Annotated in this window: 12 protein-coding genes; 3 read left to right on the forward strand and 9 right to left on the reverse strand. The window is 25.1% G+C overall.

The genetic code is table 11. The annotated features are described in order from the left end of the window. Window positions 1-289: 289 nt before the first annotated feature. The 3 genes from A6P36_RS00180 (at window position 290) to murD (ending at window position 2,960) form a co-directional block, all read left to right on the forward strand. Window positions 290-565, forward strand: coding sequence for an Arm DNA-binding domain-containing protein (locus A6P36_RS00180; protein ID WP_066760164.1), 276 nt, complete (start codon window positions 290-292; stop codon window positions 563-565). Further along, complete coding sequence (locus A6P36_RS00185; RefSeq protein WP_066760165.1) at window positions 562-1,356, forward strand: site-specific integrase; 795 nt, start codon at window positions 562-564, stop codon at window positions 1,354-1,356. The genes A6P36_RS00180 and A6P36_RS00185 overlap by 4 nt, the downstream gene beginning before the upstream one ends. A 212-nt stretch (window positions 1,357-1,568) precedes the next feature. Next, a complete protein-coding gene (murD, locus tag A6P36_RS00190; RefSeq protein ID WP_066760166.1) occupies window positions 1,569-2,960 on the forward strand; it encodes a UDP-N-acetylmuramoyl-L-alanine--D-glutamate ligase in 1,392 nt (463 codons plus the stop codon). A 17-nt stretch (window positions 2,961-2,977) separates the two neighbouring features. Here murD and A6P36_RS00195 read toward each other — a convergent pair whose 3' ends face one another. From A6P36_RS00195 to A6P36_RS00235, 9 genes are all read right to left on the reverse strand, one after another. Next, complete coding sequence (locus A6P36_RS00195; RefSeq protein WP_066760167.1) at window positions 2,978-4,363, reverse strand: glycine--tRNA ligase; 1,386 nt, start codon at window positions 4,361-4,363, stop codon at window positions 2,978-2,980. A gap of 89 nt (window positions 4,364-4,452) precedes the next feature. Next, a complete protein-coding gene (locus tag A6P36_RS00200) occupies window positions 4,453-5,550 on the reverse strand; it encodes an AAA family ATPase (RefSeq protein ID WP_242861582.1) in 1,098 nt (365 codons plus the stop codon). 112 nt (window positions 5,551-5,662) lie between these two features. Further along, complete coding sequence (gene lysS / locus A6P36_RS00205) at window positions 5,663-7,150, reverse strand: lysine--tRNA ligase (protein WP_066760168.1); 1,488 nt, start codon at window positions 7,148-7,150, stop codon at window positions 5,663-5,665. 22 nt (window positions 7,151-7,172) lie between these two features. Next, window positions 7,173-7,652 carry a transcription elongation factor GreA gene (gene greA / locus A6P36_RS00210; RefSeq protein WP_066760169.1) on the reverse strand — a complete coding sequence of 160 codons (480 nt, stop codon included), beginning with the start codon at window positions 7,650-7,652 and terminating at the stop codon, window positions 7,173-7,175. A gap of 104 nt (window positions 7,653-7,756) precedes the next feature. Next, window positions 7,757-8,728 (reverse strand): tRNA dihydrouridine synthase, encoded by a 972-nt coding sequence (locus A6P36_RS00215; RefSeq protein WP_066760171.1) that lies wholly within the window; start codon window positions 8,726-8,728, stop codon window positions 7,757-7,759. Between the two features lie 59 nt (window positions 8,729-8,787). After that, on the reverse strand, window positions 8,788-10,593 hold the full coding sequence (gene ftsH / locus A6P36_RS00220) for an ATP-dependent zinc metalloprotease FtsH (RefSeq protein ID WP_066760173.1): 1,806 nt from the start codon (window positions 10,591-10,593) through the stop codon (window positions 8,788-8,790). A 141-nt stretch (window positions 10,594-10,734) separates the two neighbouring features. After that, entirely contained in the window at window positions 10,735-11,271 is a 537-nt protein-coding gene (gene hpt / locus A6P36_RS00225; protein WP_066760177.1) for a hypoxanthine phosphoribosyltransferase, read from the reverse strand. Window positions 11,272-11,285: 14 nt separating this feature from the next. Beyond that, on the reverse strand, window positions 11,286-12,725 hold the full coding sequence (gene tilS, locus A6P36_RS00230) for a tRNA lysidine(34) synthetase TilS (RefSeq protein ID WP_066760178.1): 1,440 nt from the start codon (window positions 12,723-12,725) through the stop codon (window positions 11,286-11,288). A 91-nt stretch (window positions 12,726-12,816) separates the two neighbouring features. Next, complete coding sequence (locus A6P36_RS00235) at window positions 12,817-15,183, reverse strand: SpoIIE family protein phosphatase (RefSeq protein WP_066760180.1); 2,367 nt, start codon at window positions 15,181-15,183, stop codon at window positions 12,817-12,819. Window positions 15,184-15,288: the final 105 nt, after the last annotated feature.

Genomic DNA, 15,288 nt, shown 5'->3' on the forward strand with positions numbered 1-15,288 from the left:
GATCTATAAATTTCTAAAACAACTACATTGTTATATATTTTTTAAACTCTATTATATATACTCTGTTTAGAACCTTCACTTTTTTATATGTTCAACCTTCACTTTTTAAATATACAACTTCAAAACTAAATTAAAATCTAAAAGTTATACACACATTTTTCTCAATATTTACTAACAATATAAATTTAAATTTTATATTAACAAAAAGTGTACAAAGAGTTAAAATTATTCTATATATTTTCGAAAAGTATGGGTACAATATTTTCGATTTTATTTGGAGGATATCTTTATGGTTATAAAAAAGAAATGTGATAATAATTGGGAATACTGTGTATATCTTGGACAAGATGAGAATGGAAAAAAGAAATATAAAAGAAAATTTGGTTTTAAAACAAAAAAGGAATGCTTAGAAGAGGCAAATAAAATTGAAGAGAAAAAATTGATAATTAAAAATAATACAAAAACATTTAAAAATGTATGCTATTTAGTTTTAGAAGATTGTGTTAAGCGTGGATTAAAACCAACAACTGTAATTACATATAAAAGGCAAGTTAATTTTTTTTGAAAAACTTTAAATCAATAAACAAAGACATTAAACAAATTCAAACAAATGATATTTATAATTTAATAAATTCAAAGATTAGTTTAAGAAAGAACATTTCTAGACATAAAACTGTTGAATTTTTAAAATATATATTTACTTACGCCAAAAAAAATAATATTGTATCTTATAATGTTTTTGATGAAATAAAGTTGCCTAAAATAATATATACAACTAGAAATATTTGGAGCGAACAAGAAATAAATAAATACCTACCACTGTTAAAGAAATTTAAATATTACGATATGATGTATTTAGTTTTAGAAACTGGACTTAGAAAAGGAGAAGTATGTGCTTTAACATGGGACTGTGTCGACTTTGAACAAAATATACTAACAGTAGATAAATCATATATAATTTGTGGAGATTTTTCAGGAATCACTCTTCCAAAAACAACTTCATCTGTAAGACAAATTGTTCTTTTAGACAAAAGCATAGAAATATTAAAACAACTCTATAAAAACAAAATATCTAAATACGTTTTCCCAAACCCTAATAATATTAATATACCTGTAAATCCTAATGTTGTTTCAGCAAATTTTAAAAGATTTCTAAGAAGACATAATATCAAGAAAATTAGATTTCATGATTTACGACATATACATGCAACATTACTATTAAACAAAAACATAAATTATAAAATTTTATCCAAAAGACTTGGACATTCAAATGTTTCTTTCACACTCCAAACATATACACATGTAATACCTGAACATGAAATACAACTATTCAAAAATTTATCTAGAATTTTTTAAAAATTTTTCACAAGCAAAAAAAACAGAAAACTTTACAATACCCTACAAAGCTTATATTAACTATACTTCAAGTATGAGTTTTCTGTTTTTAAATTTAAGTTCATCATAATAATTTGTTTTAAATCTCCACACTTGATTTTAACTTACTTGTACAGTTGTACTTAAATATAATATAATATCGTTATCATTGGCATCACTATACTGGAGGAACTATGAAACAGAATTTTAAAGATTTTAAAGCCAATATAAAAAATAAACACGTAGCAATTGTTGGACTAGGTATTAGCAATACCCCTTTAATAAATTTTTTGCTAAAATTTGGTTGTAAAATTACTTTATTCGATAAAAAAAATATTGAAGAATTTACCAATTATGAAATTAAAAACTTTAATAAACTCAATATTAAATTTGTATTTGGAAAAAATTATTTAAATTACATTAATAACTTTGATTATATTTTTAAAACACCTTCAATTAGACCTGATATTTATGAATTTGAAAATGCAAAAAAAAATGGTTGCATAATAACTTCAGAAATAGAAGAACTTTTAAAATATTGCCCTTCAAAAATTTATGGAGTTACAGGTAGTGATGGTAAAACAACAACTACGACCATTTTATATAATCTTTTTAAAATATCTGGATATAAAACATGGCTTGGCGGAAATATTGGAATTCCTTTATTTGAAAAAATTGAACAAATGAATGAAGACCACAAAGTTGTTTTAGAACTTTCAAGCTTTCAACTTATGAATACAACTGTTTCACCTGATGTATCCATAATAACAAATATTTCTCCAAATCATTTAGATTACCATAAAGACATGAATGAATATATTGAATGTAAAAAAAATATATTTAAGTTTCAAAATGAAAGTAATACTACTATTTTAAATGACGATTGCGAAAATACAAAATCTTTTGAAAATGAAATCAAAAGTAGAATTAGAAAATTTTCACTTAAAAAAAATGTTTCCTCTGAAATAATTGAAAATGGAGCTTATTTAAAAGATAATGAACTTTATGTACTAAATCAAAGATTATTTTCAAAAAATGATATGAAAATTAAAGGTGAACATAATTTATCAAATTTTGCTGCTGCAATACTTGCAACAATTCCGGAAGTTTCTTCTTCTACAATTAAAGAATTTGCTAAAAACTTCTCAGGAGTTAAACATAGAAATGAATTTGTTGATACAATAAACAACATACACTTTTATAACGATTCAATTGCGTCAAGTCCAACTAGAACTCTAGCAACTCTTTCATGTTTCGATAGAAAAGTTATTTTAATAGCTGGTGGATATGATAAAAATATATCTTACACTCCTTTAATAAATGGAGTAAACAAAATTAAAAAACTCTATCTTATAGGTTCAACTAAACAAAAAATATATGATGTATTTAAAAAATACACTTCAGATATTGAAATACTAATTTTTGATGATTTTAAAGATTTAATTTTTCATGCATATAATAACGCTAAAGAAAATGATATAATTTTACTTTCTCCAGCATCAGCAAGTTTTGATATGTTTAAAAATTTTGAAGATAGAGGAGATACTTTTAAAAACATTGTAAAATCAATAAAAGCTAGTAAGTAAAATTACTAGCTTTTTTATTAAAATTCAAACTTATTGCTCAAATAATTATAAAGTTCCTGTATTTTAACTCTAGTTTGCTCCATAGTATCTCTATCTCTAACAGTTACACTTTCATCGTTTATTGTATCAAAATCAATAGTTACACAATAAGGAGTTCCTATTTCATCTTGACGTCTATACCTACGTCCAATGGCTCCTGATTCATCATATTCACAATTATAATATTTAGAAAGCATTTCATACACTTTAAATGCTTCATCAGAAAGTTTTTTAGATAAAGGAAACACTCCAACTTTAACAGGGGAAATAAATGGATGAAGTTTCAAAACTACACGCGTATCATCCTCACCTATTTTCTCTTCCTCATATCCATTACATAATAAAGCAAGTAACAATCTATCAACACCTAAAGAAGGTTCAATACAATACGGAACATATTTTTCATTACTTTCTTGATCAAAATATACAAGTTCTTGACCTGAATGATTCATATGTGCTTTTAAGTCATAATCCGTTCTATCTGCAATTCCCCAAAGTTCTCCAAATCCAAAAGGAAATTTAAATTCAATATCACTTGTAGCATTAGAATAAAAAGATAATTCATCTTTTGAATGATCTCTAACTCTCAAATTTTCATTACAAATTCCTAAATCATTTAAAAATTTCAAACAATAATTTTTCCAGTACTCAAACCAACTTATATCTTCCCCTGGTTTACAGAAAAACTCAAGTTCCATTTGCTCAAATTCTCTAGTTCTAAATATAAAATTTCCTGGTGTAATTTCATTTCTAAAACTTTTTCCAATTTGCGCAATTCCAAAGGGAATTTTTTTCCTAGAACTTCTTAAAACATTTTTAAAATTTACAAATATCCCTTGCGCTGTTTCAGGACGTAAATAAATTTCTGCTTTATTATCCTCAGTTACTCCTTGAAATGTTTTAAACATTAAATTAAATCTTCTAATGTCTGTATAATTCATTTCTCCACATTTAGGACAAACTATATTTTCACTTTCAATTATTTCTTTTAACTCTTCCTTAGAATACCCATCAATTCCTGTTAATTCTTTTCCTTTTGATAAAAAATAATCTTCTATAATTTTATCAGCTCTAAACCTACTTTTACATTCTTTACAATCCATAAGAGGGTCTGAAAATCCTCCAACATGACCAGAAGCTTCCCAAACTTCCCTATTCATTAAAATTGCAGAATCAATTCCAACATTATATGTACTTTCTTGAACAAATTTTTTCCACCAAGCTTTTTTTATGTTATTTTTAAGTTCAACTCCCAAAGGACCATAATCCCAAGAATTTGCCAATCCTCCATAAATCTCAGAACCTTGAAATATAAATCCTCTATTTTTACAAAGAGAAAGAATTTTATCCATTGAAACTTTCATAATTCCCTCCAAAAACATAAAACATATTGTTTTATTATATCAAATTATAAAAATATATAAATAAAACTTTAGCTAAAAGCTAAAGTTTTTTAAATTTCTATTTCTTTTTCATCTTTCATAACAAATTCATACAAACTATCTTTAAACATATCATGTATATTTGTTCTTATAGCTCTTGCCCCTAACGGATGGTTTACACATTTAGAAACAATAGATTCAATACTTTTTTCATTAACTTTTACACTTTTTCCCATTAAACTAAAATAATTTGTAATTTCTCTCTCTATTTCTATCTTAGCAATTTTTTTTAATTCTTCTTTATTTAAAGAATTAAGAGATACTATAAGTGGAAACCTTCCAATAAATTCAGTTAAAATACCATAATTAATAACATCATCAATTTTTATATATTTCCTTAAATTATCTTTTTCCATATTTTTATTAGAAGAACTTTCCTCTTCTTTAAACCCAAACCTCTTTTGCTTAATTCTTCTTTCTATATACTCTTCAATACCTGTAAAAGCTCCTCCACCTATAAACAATATATTTTTAGTATCAATTTCAATTGTTTCATTATCTTCATTTTGTATTCTAACAATGGTTCCTTCTAGCATTTTCAAAAGATTTTGTTGAACCCCTTCTCCTGATACATCTTTTGAATCACCACTTGATGTTCTTTTAGATATTTTATCTATTTCATCTATAAATACAATACCAAACTCTGCAAGTTTTGCATCCCCATTTGCTTCTTTTAAAAGATTTTTAATTATATCTGATACATTAAGCCCAACATATCCAACTTGGGTATATGACGTAATATCTATCTCAATAAATGGAAGTTTCACTATATCACATAATGTTTTTATTAAAAGTGTTTTACCACTTCCACTAGGACCAATAAGCATTATGTTGCCTTTATTTAATTTTATAAAATTAGAATTTTTAATTCTTAAAATATGCTTATATATTTCAAAAGATAAAATTCTCTTAGCATACTCTTGACCTATAACTTTTTTATCTAATTCTCTCTTTATTTCATCTGGCAATATAATTTCCATCTGAATATCAACAAATTCATTAAAAAATAAAGATTCGCATTCACTACAAAGTATTAAATCTTCATTATTTGAATCTGTTCTAACAACATAAACATCTGTTTCTTTAGAGCAACACATGCATTTTTTCATTTTTAAATAACCTCATAAAATAAACATTTCTAAATACAAAAACTCTCATTAGTATGTGTTTATTTTAAGTATTTTAAACAAAAAAATAAAGAGTAGATAAACCCTCTACTCTCTAATTTTTCATTTTCATTGTAGGGAATAATATAACATCTCTTATTGAATATGTATCAGTTAAAAACATTATAATTCTATCCACACCAATTCCAAGTCCACCAGTTGGAGGCATACCATACTCAAGCGCATACATAAAATCTTCATCAATTGAATATGCTTCATCATCTCCAAGCTCTCTATCTGATTCTTGTTTTGAAAATCTCTCCCTTTGAATTATAGGATCATTAAGTTCTGAGTAAGAGTTACACACCTCACGTCCAAAAATAAATCCTTCAAATCTCTCGGTAAATTCTTCATTTCCTCTTTTCTTTTTAGTTAAAGGAGAAATTTCCACAGGATAATCAATAACAAAAGTTGGTTGTATTAATTTATCTTCTGCATATTTTTCAAACATAGCATTTAATACTTCCCCTTTTGTACATTTATCAAGTGGCTTTTTAAACTCTAAATGATGCTCTTTTGCAATTTCTCTTGAAGTTTCATCTGTTAAAGTTGAAAAATCAACTCCTGCATGTTCTTTCACAAGATCGAGCATAGAAACTCTTCTCCAAGGAGGAGTAAAGTCAAGTTCAGTTCCTTGATAAGAAATTTTAGTTGTTCCACAAACTTTTTCACAAACATGAGCTATCATATTTTCAGTTAGCTCCATCATATCGTTATAATCTGAATATGCTTCATATATTTCAATCATTGTAAACTCAGGATTATGTTTTATATCAATTCCTTCATTTCTAAAATTTTTACCCATTTCATAAACCTTATCAAATCCAGCAACAATTAATCTCTTTAAATAAAGCTCTGTTGCAATTCTTAAATACATATCTGTACTTAAAGCATTGTGATGAGTTATAAATGGACGAGCTGCAGCTCCTCCAGCAATTAAAGAAAGAACTGGTGTTTCAGTTTCCAAAAATCCTCTATCATCTAAAAATCTTCTTATCTCAGATATTATTTTACTTCTCTTTATAAAAGTTTCTTTAACATCTTTGTTCATTATAATATCAATTTCTCTATGTCTATACCTTAAATCAGGATCAGTCATACCGTGAAACTTCTCAGGTAAAACTCTTAAAGATTTACAAATCATTTCAATTTTTAAAACTCTAATTGTAACTTCCCCAACTTTTGTTTTAAAAACTTCCCCTTCAACATGTACAATATCCCCTATGTCATAAGAAAACACTTCCTCAAGGGTATCTTTTCCTAAAATATCAATTTTAGCAAAAATTTGAATTTGACCTTTATAATCTTGAATAGTTATAAATCCTGCTTTTCCTTGTCCTCTTTTAGTCATTATTCTTCCAGCTAATTTAACAACTTTTCCTTCAAAACTTTCAAAATTATCAATTATATCTTTAGAATAATTTGTTATATCAACTTTATAAACATCAAATGGATCTTTATTCTGTTTTTGAAGATCGTATAATTTTTTCCTACGCACTCTTTCTTGATCATTAAATTGCTCCAAATTTTCATTTAATTCCATAAACTATTCTCCTTAAAAATTTCTATTTTCTCTCTATGTTAACAATCTTATATTTACAATTACCACCAGGAGTATTAACTACAAATTCATCATCAATTTTTTTACCTATAAGTTCAGAACCAACAGGAGATTCATTTGAAATTTTATTTTCAAAAGTATCAGCTTCAGCAGATCCAACTATAGTATATGTAACCTCTTCATCAAATTCAAAATCATAAAGAGTAACTATAGAACCAATTGAAACAACATCTGTAGAAATTTCATTTTCATCTATTAACTCAACGTTTTTTAATTTATTTTCAATTTCAGCAATTCTTCCTTCTAAAAAAGCCTGTTCATTTTTAGCTTCATCATATTCAGAGTTTTCACTTAAATCTCCATATCCTCTAGCTACTTTTATTTTTTCAGTTACTTCTTTTCTCTTAACCGTTTTTAAATACTCAAGTTCTTCTTCTAATTTGCGCAACCCATCATTAGTAATTAAATATTTTTTTTCACTCATAAAAAATCTCTTCTCCTTTAATAAAAAATTACTAACAAAAAAACTATTAGACAATTATAAAATACACATTTTTATATGTCAATGTAATAATTTTAAAATATAAATTATGCATTTTTATATTCTTCTAACAAATTTAAAATTTCTTGTGCATCTAACATAGTGTATATTTTCTTTTTTAAATCCATACAATTATTTAATCCCTTTAAATACCACCCAACATGCTTTCTCATTTCTAAAACGCACTTTTTTTCTTCATCATACTTTAAAGCCTTTTTATAATGCTCTATTAAATTTTCAACAACAAACTTATGACTTCTCTCTTTTGGTATGTACTCTTTATTTTCTCTCTTAGCTTCTAAATACAAATTTAAATCTTCAAAAATCCAAGGTCTACCTTGCGCTCCACGAGCAACAGCTCCAAAACTACACCCTGTATGCTCTAAAATTTTAAATCCATCATCATAATCAAAAATATCTCCATTTGCAATAATTGGAGTTTTAACTAAAGTTCTGGCTTCTTTTATTACATCCCAATTTGAATTTCCTTTATACATTTGTTTTGCAAATCTTCCATGTATTGTTATAAAATCCACTCCATTTTTCTCAAGAATTTTTATAACATCAAAACAATTTATAACATTTTCATAATAACCAATTCTTATTTTAACAGAAAAAGGTTTATTTACAACTTTCCTTATTTCATAAGTTATCTCATCAACTTTATTTAAATCAAGAGTTAAGGCTGATCCATCTCCATTTTTTATTATTTTTGAAGCAGGACAACCCATATTTATATCAAGTATACTAACATAATCAAGTTCTGAAATAACTTTAGCTGTATAAACTAAATGCTCTACATTGCTTCCAAAAATCTGAACCCCAACTTCTTTCTCATCATCTCCCTTTTCAAATATTTTTTCAGTTTTCTCACTTTTAAAAAAAAATGCCGTAGAACTAACCATCTCTGTAAAATTAATACCATCATGAAATTTTCCACACATTTCACGAAAAGCAATATTATTAACTCCTGCCATTGGAGAAAGAATAAATTTACTATTAAACTTACTATATAACATAAAAATCTCCTTTTATACTAATAAAAAGTCTTAGATTTTAAAAAATCTAAGACTTTTTATTAAGAATTTTTAAATAACTCTTCAAATTCCTCTGAATCAAGCTTTTCCTTTTCTAAAAGAGCTTTAGCAACTGCATGAAGTTTTGATATGTTCTCAGATAACAAAGTTTGTGTTCTACCATAAGCTTTATCAACAATCTTTTTTACTTCTCTATCAATTTTAGAACCCAATTCTTCAGAAAAATTTCTACTCTTAGTAAAATCTCTTCCTAAAAATACTTCATTATCCCCACCAAAAGAAATAGTTCCTATTTCTTCACTCATACCATACTCCATAACCATTTTTCTAGCAATATTACTAACTCTATCTATATCATTTTTTGCACCAGTACTTATATCTCCTAAAACTAACTTTTCTGCAACTCTACCACCTAAAAGAGTTATCATATCATTTTCTAAATCAGACTTAGAAATATAATCTTTATCTTCATCAGGTAAGTGCATTGTATAACCACCTGCCATACCTCTTGGAATAATACTTATTTCATGAACTTTATCGTACTTATCTAATAAACGTGATACTACAGCATGCCCAGCTTCATGATATGCTGTAAGTCTATTAGTCTTCTCTGTCCTTAATTTACTCTTCTTTTCAGGACCTGCAATAACCCTTGTTATAGCTTCTTCCATCTCATCCATAGAAATAAATTTCTTATCCCTTCTTACAGCCAAAAGAGAAGCCTCATTTGTCAAATTCTCTAAATCAGCACCTGTAAATCCTGGAGTTCTTTTAGCTAAAACATCTAACTTAACTTCTTCAGATAAAGGTTTATTTTTAACATGTATCTTTAATATTTCTTCTCTTCCTTTTACATCTGGAGCACCAACTATTATTTGTCTATCAAATCTTCCAGGTCTTAAAAGAGCTGGATCTAATATATCAGGTCTATTAGTTGCTGCAATTATAATTATACCTTCATTAACCCCAAAACCATCCATTTCAACAAGCAATTGGTTAAGTGTTTGCTCTCTTTCATCATGACCACCACCAAGACCTGCTCCTCTATGTCTACCTACAGCATCTATTTCATCTATAAAAATAATACATGGAGAATTTTTCTTAGCCTGATCAAATAAATCTCTAACTCTAGAAGCTCCAACACCTACAAACATCTCAACAAAATCTGATCCTGAGATACTAAAGAAAGGAACTCCTGCTTCACCTGCAACAGCTTTAGCAAGAAGAGTTTTACCTGTTCCTGGCGGTCCAAATAACAAAACCCCTTTAGGAATTCTTGCTCCCATTTCTATATATCTTCTAGGTTGTTTTAAGAAATCAACAATTTCTTCAAGCTCTTCCTTTTCTTCTTTGGCACCTGCTACCTCTTTAAAAGTTACTTTTTTAGTATCTTGCGTAGCCATTCTTGCTCTACTCTTACCAAAATTCATAACTCCTCTTCCGCTTCCGCCACCTTGTGACTGTTGCATAAATAAAAACCAAAGACCTAAAGACATCACGATAATTATCAAAGAAGGCACAAACTGAAGCCAAGCAAATACATTACTTTGCTCTTCATAAATTTCAATTACTTCTCCATTTTTAGGATATTTATCGAATAATAAATTCAATCTATTTTGAGGAACAATTGTTACAAACTGCTCTCTATTTTTTAAAGTTCCCTCTATAGCTAAACTTCCTTCACTTATTTTAATACTTTGAACTTCATCATTTATCCAATACTGTTCAAATTTACTATAAGGTATAGTCCTCTCTGTTTTTATCGATTCAAAATAAAAAAGTCCAACTATAAAGACCATAACTACAATAACTATCCATGCTGTTATGTTCGAAAAACTTTTTTTCATTATTTTAAACCCCCCTCCCTTTATTTAAATAAATACTATAAGATTTTATCATACCAAATTTTATTAAACAAGTAAGTTGTAGTATTATTTAATTTTATTTATTTCCATTTAATTCAATATAAAATATTACCAATTTTACCATTATTTATACATACTTTCATTAAGAACACCTATATAAGGTAAGTTTCTATATCTCTCTGCAAAATCAAGTCCGTAGCCAATTACAAATTCATTTCCAACTTCAAATCCTACATATTTAGATTTTATATCTACTTTTCTTCCACTAGGTTTATCTAAAAGGGTAACAATTTCAACGCTATTAGCTCCTTTACCTTTTAAATAATTACATACATATTTTAAAGTAATACCGGTATCTATTATATCTTCAACAATTAAAATTTCCTTATTCTCAATAGACATATCTAAATCTTTTAAAATTCTAACACTTCCAGTACTAACTGTTGAATTTCCATAAGAAGATACGCTCATAAATTCAACCTTAGCATAGATATTTATGTACTTCATTAAATCTCCCATAAACATAATAGATCCCTTTAGAATACACACAAGAAGTAAGTCTTTATCTTTATAATCTCTATTAATTTCATCTGCAAGTTTTTTTACTCTATTTTGAATATCATTTTCACTTATTAAAATTTTTTTTATATCATTTTCCATTTTTAAAAAACTCCTTACAAATATTCCAATTTTATTTTTATTATGGTTTTACTATCACTTAAAACCTTATAATCTTCACTATTTCTAAATTTAAATACCCAAACAATTGTATTATCAAAACAAATTAATGGAATCTTATTTTTATTAACAGCTTTTTCATTAATTAAAAATTCTTTAAGTTTTTTACGAGAATTCATTCCAAAAGGCTTAAAAATATCCCCATGACATCTATTTCTAAAACATATATTATTTTTTACATCATCTAAACTAAAATATTTATAATCTAAAGCCTTCATATTAAAATCATTAAACTTAAAACCATCTTCTAAAGTAACTATAACTTTAATCTTTTGTCCTAAAAAGTCAACTTCTTTAACTATTTTATTTATTTTTCTATTTTTAAAATTTAAAATTTCATTTTCATCAATTAATTGCTCATAAAAATACTTATAATCATCTTCAAAATCAACATTCTTTAAAAATTTTAAATAATTACCATCATTTAAACAAAACAATTTTTTTCTAATCTGTATAACCTTACCATCATTTTTATTTACAAAATCACAAATATACTTTATATGTTTTAAACTTATATCATTAATGTCTCCATAAAATAAAAATATTGCTTCTCTAATCAATCTAAATAAAACAGCTCTATGTATATTAAAACACTTTTTATCAATGTACATATATTCACCAGAAATTTCAACATATTTTTTTATGTAATCTTCAACTACTTCATCAAAAAACTCATTATCATATTTAGATAATTCCTTTAGATTTAAAATATTTTTAGTTATATCCATAGAAAAACTTTCGTTTATACTTGGTATTATAGAAAGTCTTAATTTATTTCTTAAATAATTCTGCGAAAAATTAGTTTTATCAACAACAAACTTTATATTATTTATATTTAAAAATTTTTCAATTTCAGAATTTCTTCTCAAAAATAATATTGGTCTTACATAAAAATTTTCTCGTATTTCTTTAATGCCTTCTATTCCCTTAATCCCTGTTCCTTTAAAAATTCTCATTAAAATAGTTTCAACATCATCATCTGCATGATGTGCAAGAGCGCATTTAGTTATAATATTTTCTTTTTTCAAATCTTCAAAAATTTTATATCTTACTTCTCTTCCTGCCATTTCTATAGAAATTTTATTTTTTTTACTATATTCTTTAACATCAACTCTATAAATTTTAAATTCTATATTATTATGTTTACAAAATTTCTCTACAAACAATTCATCTTCGTAAGCTTCTTCTCCTCTAAGCATATGATTTACATGAATTCCAATAATTTTAAAATTCATTTCATAAGAAATTTTATTTAAAACATAAGTCATAAAAATTGAATCTGCACCACCTGATAAAGCGCAAGCAACTACATCGTTTTCTAAGATTAACTTATTAAATTTTATAAAATTTTTTACCCTATGTATAACATCAAGCATAAGTATTCTCCAAAAATTTAACTTGATTTCAATTATAATATATTTTATAAAAATACAAAAGCTCTTTTGAAATTAATCAAAAGAGCTTAAATTAATCACAATTTTTATATACTTTAGACACAATAACAGTTACATCATCTTGAAAAGAATCTTTATTTAAGATTTTAAATTCTCGTATAATTTCTTCACATAATTTATCCGGAGATACTATAGTAACTTTCTTTAAAAAATTATAAAGCCAAGATTTATTAGATAAATCTTTAAAATGTATTAATCCATCAGTTAAATGTACTAAAATATCTCCATACTTTAAATCAAATTCCCCAGTTAAAATTCTATTTGTACTTTCATCAAAGTCCTCAAATAAATTTATATCGCTTTCTAAAACAAAAACTTCATTTTCTCTTTTTACATAAGTAATAACAGAAGAACATTTTAAATAATTCATTTTTCCATTATATAAATCAATACTAGCAAAATCTATTGTAGAAATTGACTCATCTCTAAAAAATTTAAGAGATATAATAGAAATTATTTCCTTTATACACGATGATAAACTCAAACTAGTTTTAATAAATTTATAAATTAAATCAACTGTAAACTTACTTTTATCATAAGCTTCATTTCCTGAACCAATTCCATCACTTAAAATTATTATGTAATTATCATTACTATTTTGAGTAAATATATAATTATCTCCATTTTTTCCCTTCTTAGATAATTGTAAACAATGAGAAATAATCTTATAGTTATACTTTTCAACATAATTTAAAATTATCTCTTCGTTAGAATTTATATATTGTGATGAATCTTCTTGAAGTATCATTTCTTTTGGCAAAGCTAAATTTACAATATCTAAAATATCTAATTTATACTCACAGTAGACCTTATAAGGCAATATTACTTTAACTTTTATCCTATCATTTTCTTCATAACATACAAGATCAAAATATTTTATCTTAAACTTATTAAATTTACTTATTAAACTTTTCTCATAATTAACTTTTACAATTATATCTTTTTTAACCTCTTTAACACCTTGTTCAATTATATTGTGAATATTTTTGAGTTCATACGAAAGCATGTCTTGTGCTTCATAAATTCTATCTTCATAAACTTTTTGCATATTGTAAAAATTAGAAATCTTAGTTAACTCATTTCTAATATTATCTTTTCGTATACAAATTTTTTCTATGTACTTAGTTAATTTTTTATCTCCTTGTATAAAATTATCTAAACTTAAAAAAAGCTCATTTCTAACTAATTTCATTTTATTTTTCCAACATAAATTAACATTATTACATTCACCACAAACACTTTCAGCAAGAATTTCAATATATATTTTTTTATCCAACATTTTATATTTAAAGTTAACATTTGAAACAATCATATCTGATAATTGTTTAATTATATTGTTAAAATCATTTATTTTTTGTATACGCATATCTAAAGTATTAAATAATCTTTTCTGTGTATAAAACTCTTTTTTATGCTCTTCATTAAAGTAAACCAAAATTTTATTTAAAATTTTATTAGGCAATAATAAAAAAATAATCATAGAAACAAAAATTTCTACTAACAATAAATTTTCACTTATTCCAATAAATGAGATAGTTGAAAGTTTAAGTATAAGTACACATACACAACAAAATAATACAACTGTAAATCGAGATGATAAATATAAAAGTGATGAAATACAAGAAATTAAACTATATGTAGAAATATACTGAAAAGGATCCCCATATATAATTCCAATTATAGCCCCAGAAAAAACAGCAGAGATCATTCCTACAGATATTCCATTTACATAAGACATCATTAAAATAAAAACCATTAAAAAAATATTAGTTATATCTAAATCTAAAAATTTTAAATTATTAAAACCCGATACTACTAAACAAATAGTAATTACTAAACAAATTACTTCTTCCCGAACAAATATTTGATTAGTATTAAAATAACTCATAACTCTAATAAAATTATTAAAAACAAAATATAAAGCCAAAATAATACTAATTTCAGTTACTACAGAAAATAATGAAGAATATATAGAAAATCCAATAATAAAATACTTATATAAAAAAATAAGTATACCTACTAAATTCAATATTAAAATCTTTTTCAAATTATTTTTTAAATTTTTTAAATCTAAGAAATTCAAAAATATCAACAATAAATTGATAATTATGTACAAATCAAAAGTAATAAAATTACTTTTAGTTGTAAAATAACCTAGCATACTAGATAAACAAACTATAATTCCAAATATTTTATCATTTTTTAAAACACATATTATACTAAAAGTAATTCCTATAGGAGCTATATAAAAAAGTATGTTTATACGACTCAATAAAAAAGCTACAAAAAAATAAAATAAATATCTTTTTAAATTTAACAATATACTTACCTTTTTATAATCATTAATCTTTTCATCAATTAATCTATTGTTATAAATCACAGATTCACCTTCTACACCTTTTCCAATTTTTGTAAATAATTATAACATTTATTGCGTTAAAAATTTTAAATTTAACACTAAATTAATATTTTTTTGCAAAAAAAA

This window comes from Candidatus Arthromitus sp. SFB-turkey (assembly GCF_001655775.1).
GTDB classification, from domain to species: domain Bacteria; phylum Bacillota; class Clostridia; order Clostridiales; family Clostridiaceae; genus Dwaynesavagella; species Dwaynesavagella gallinarum.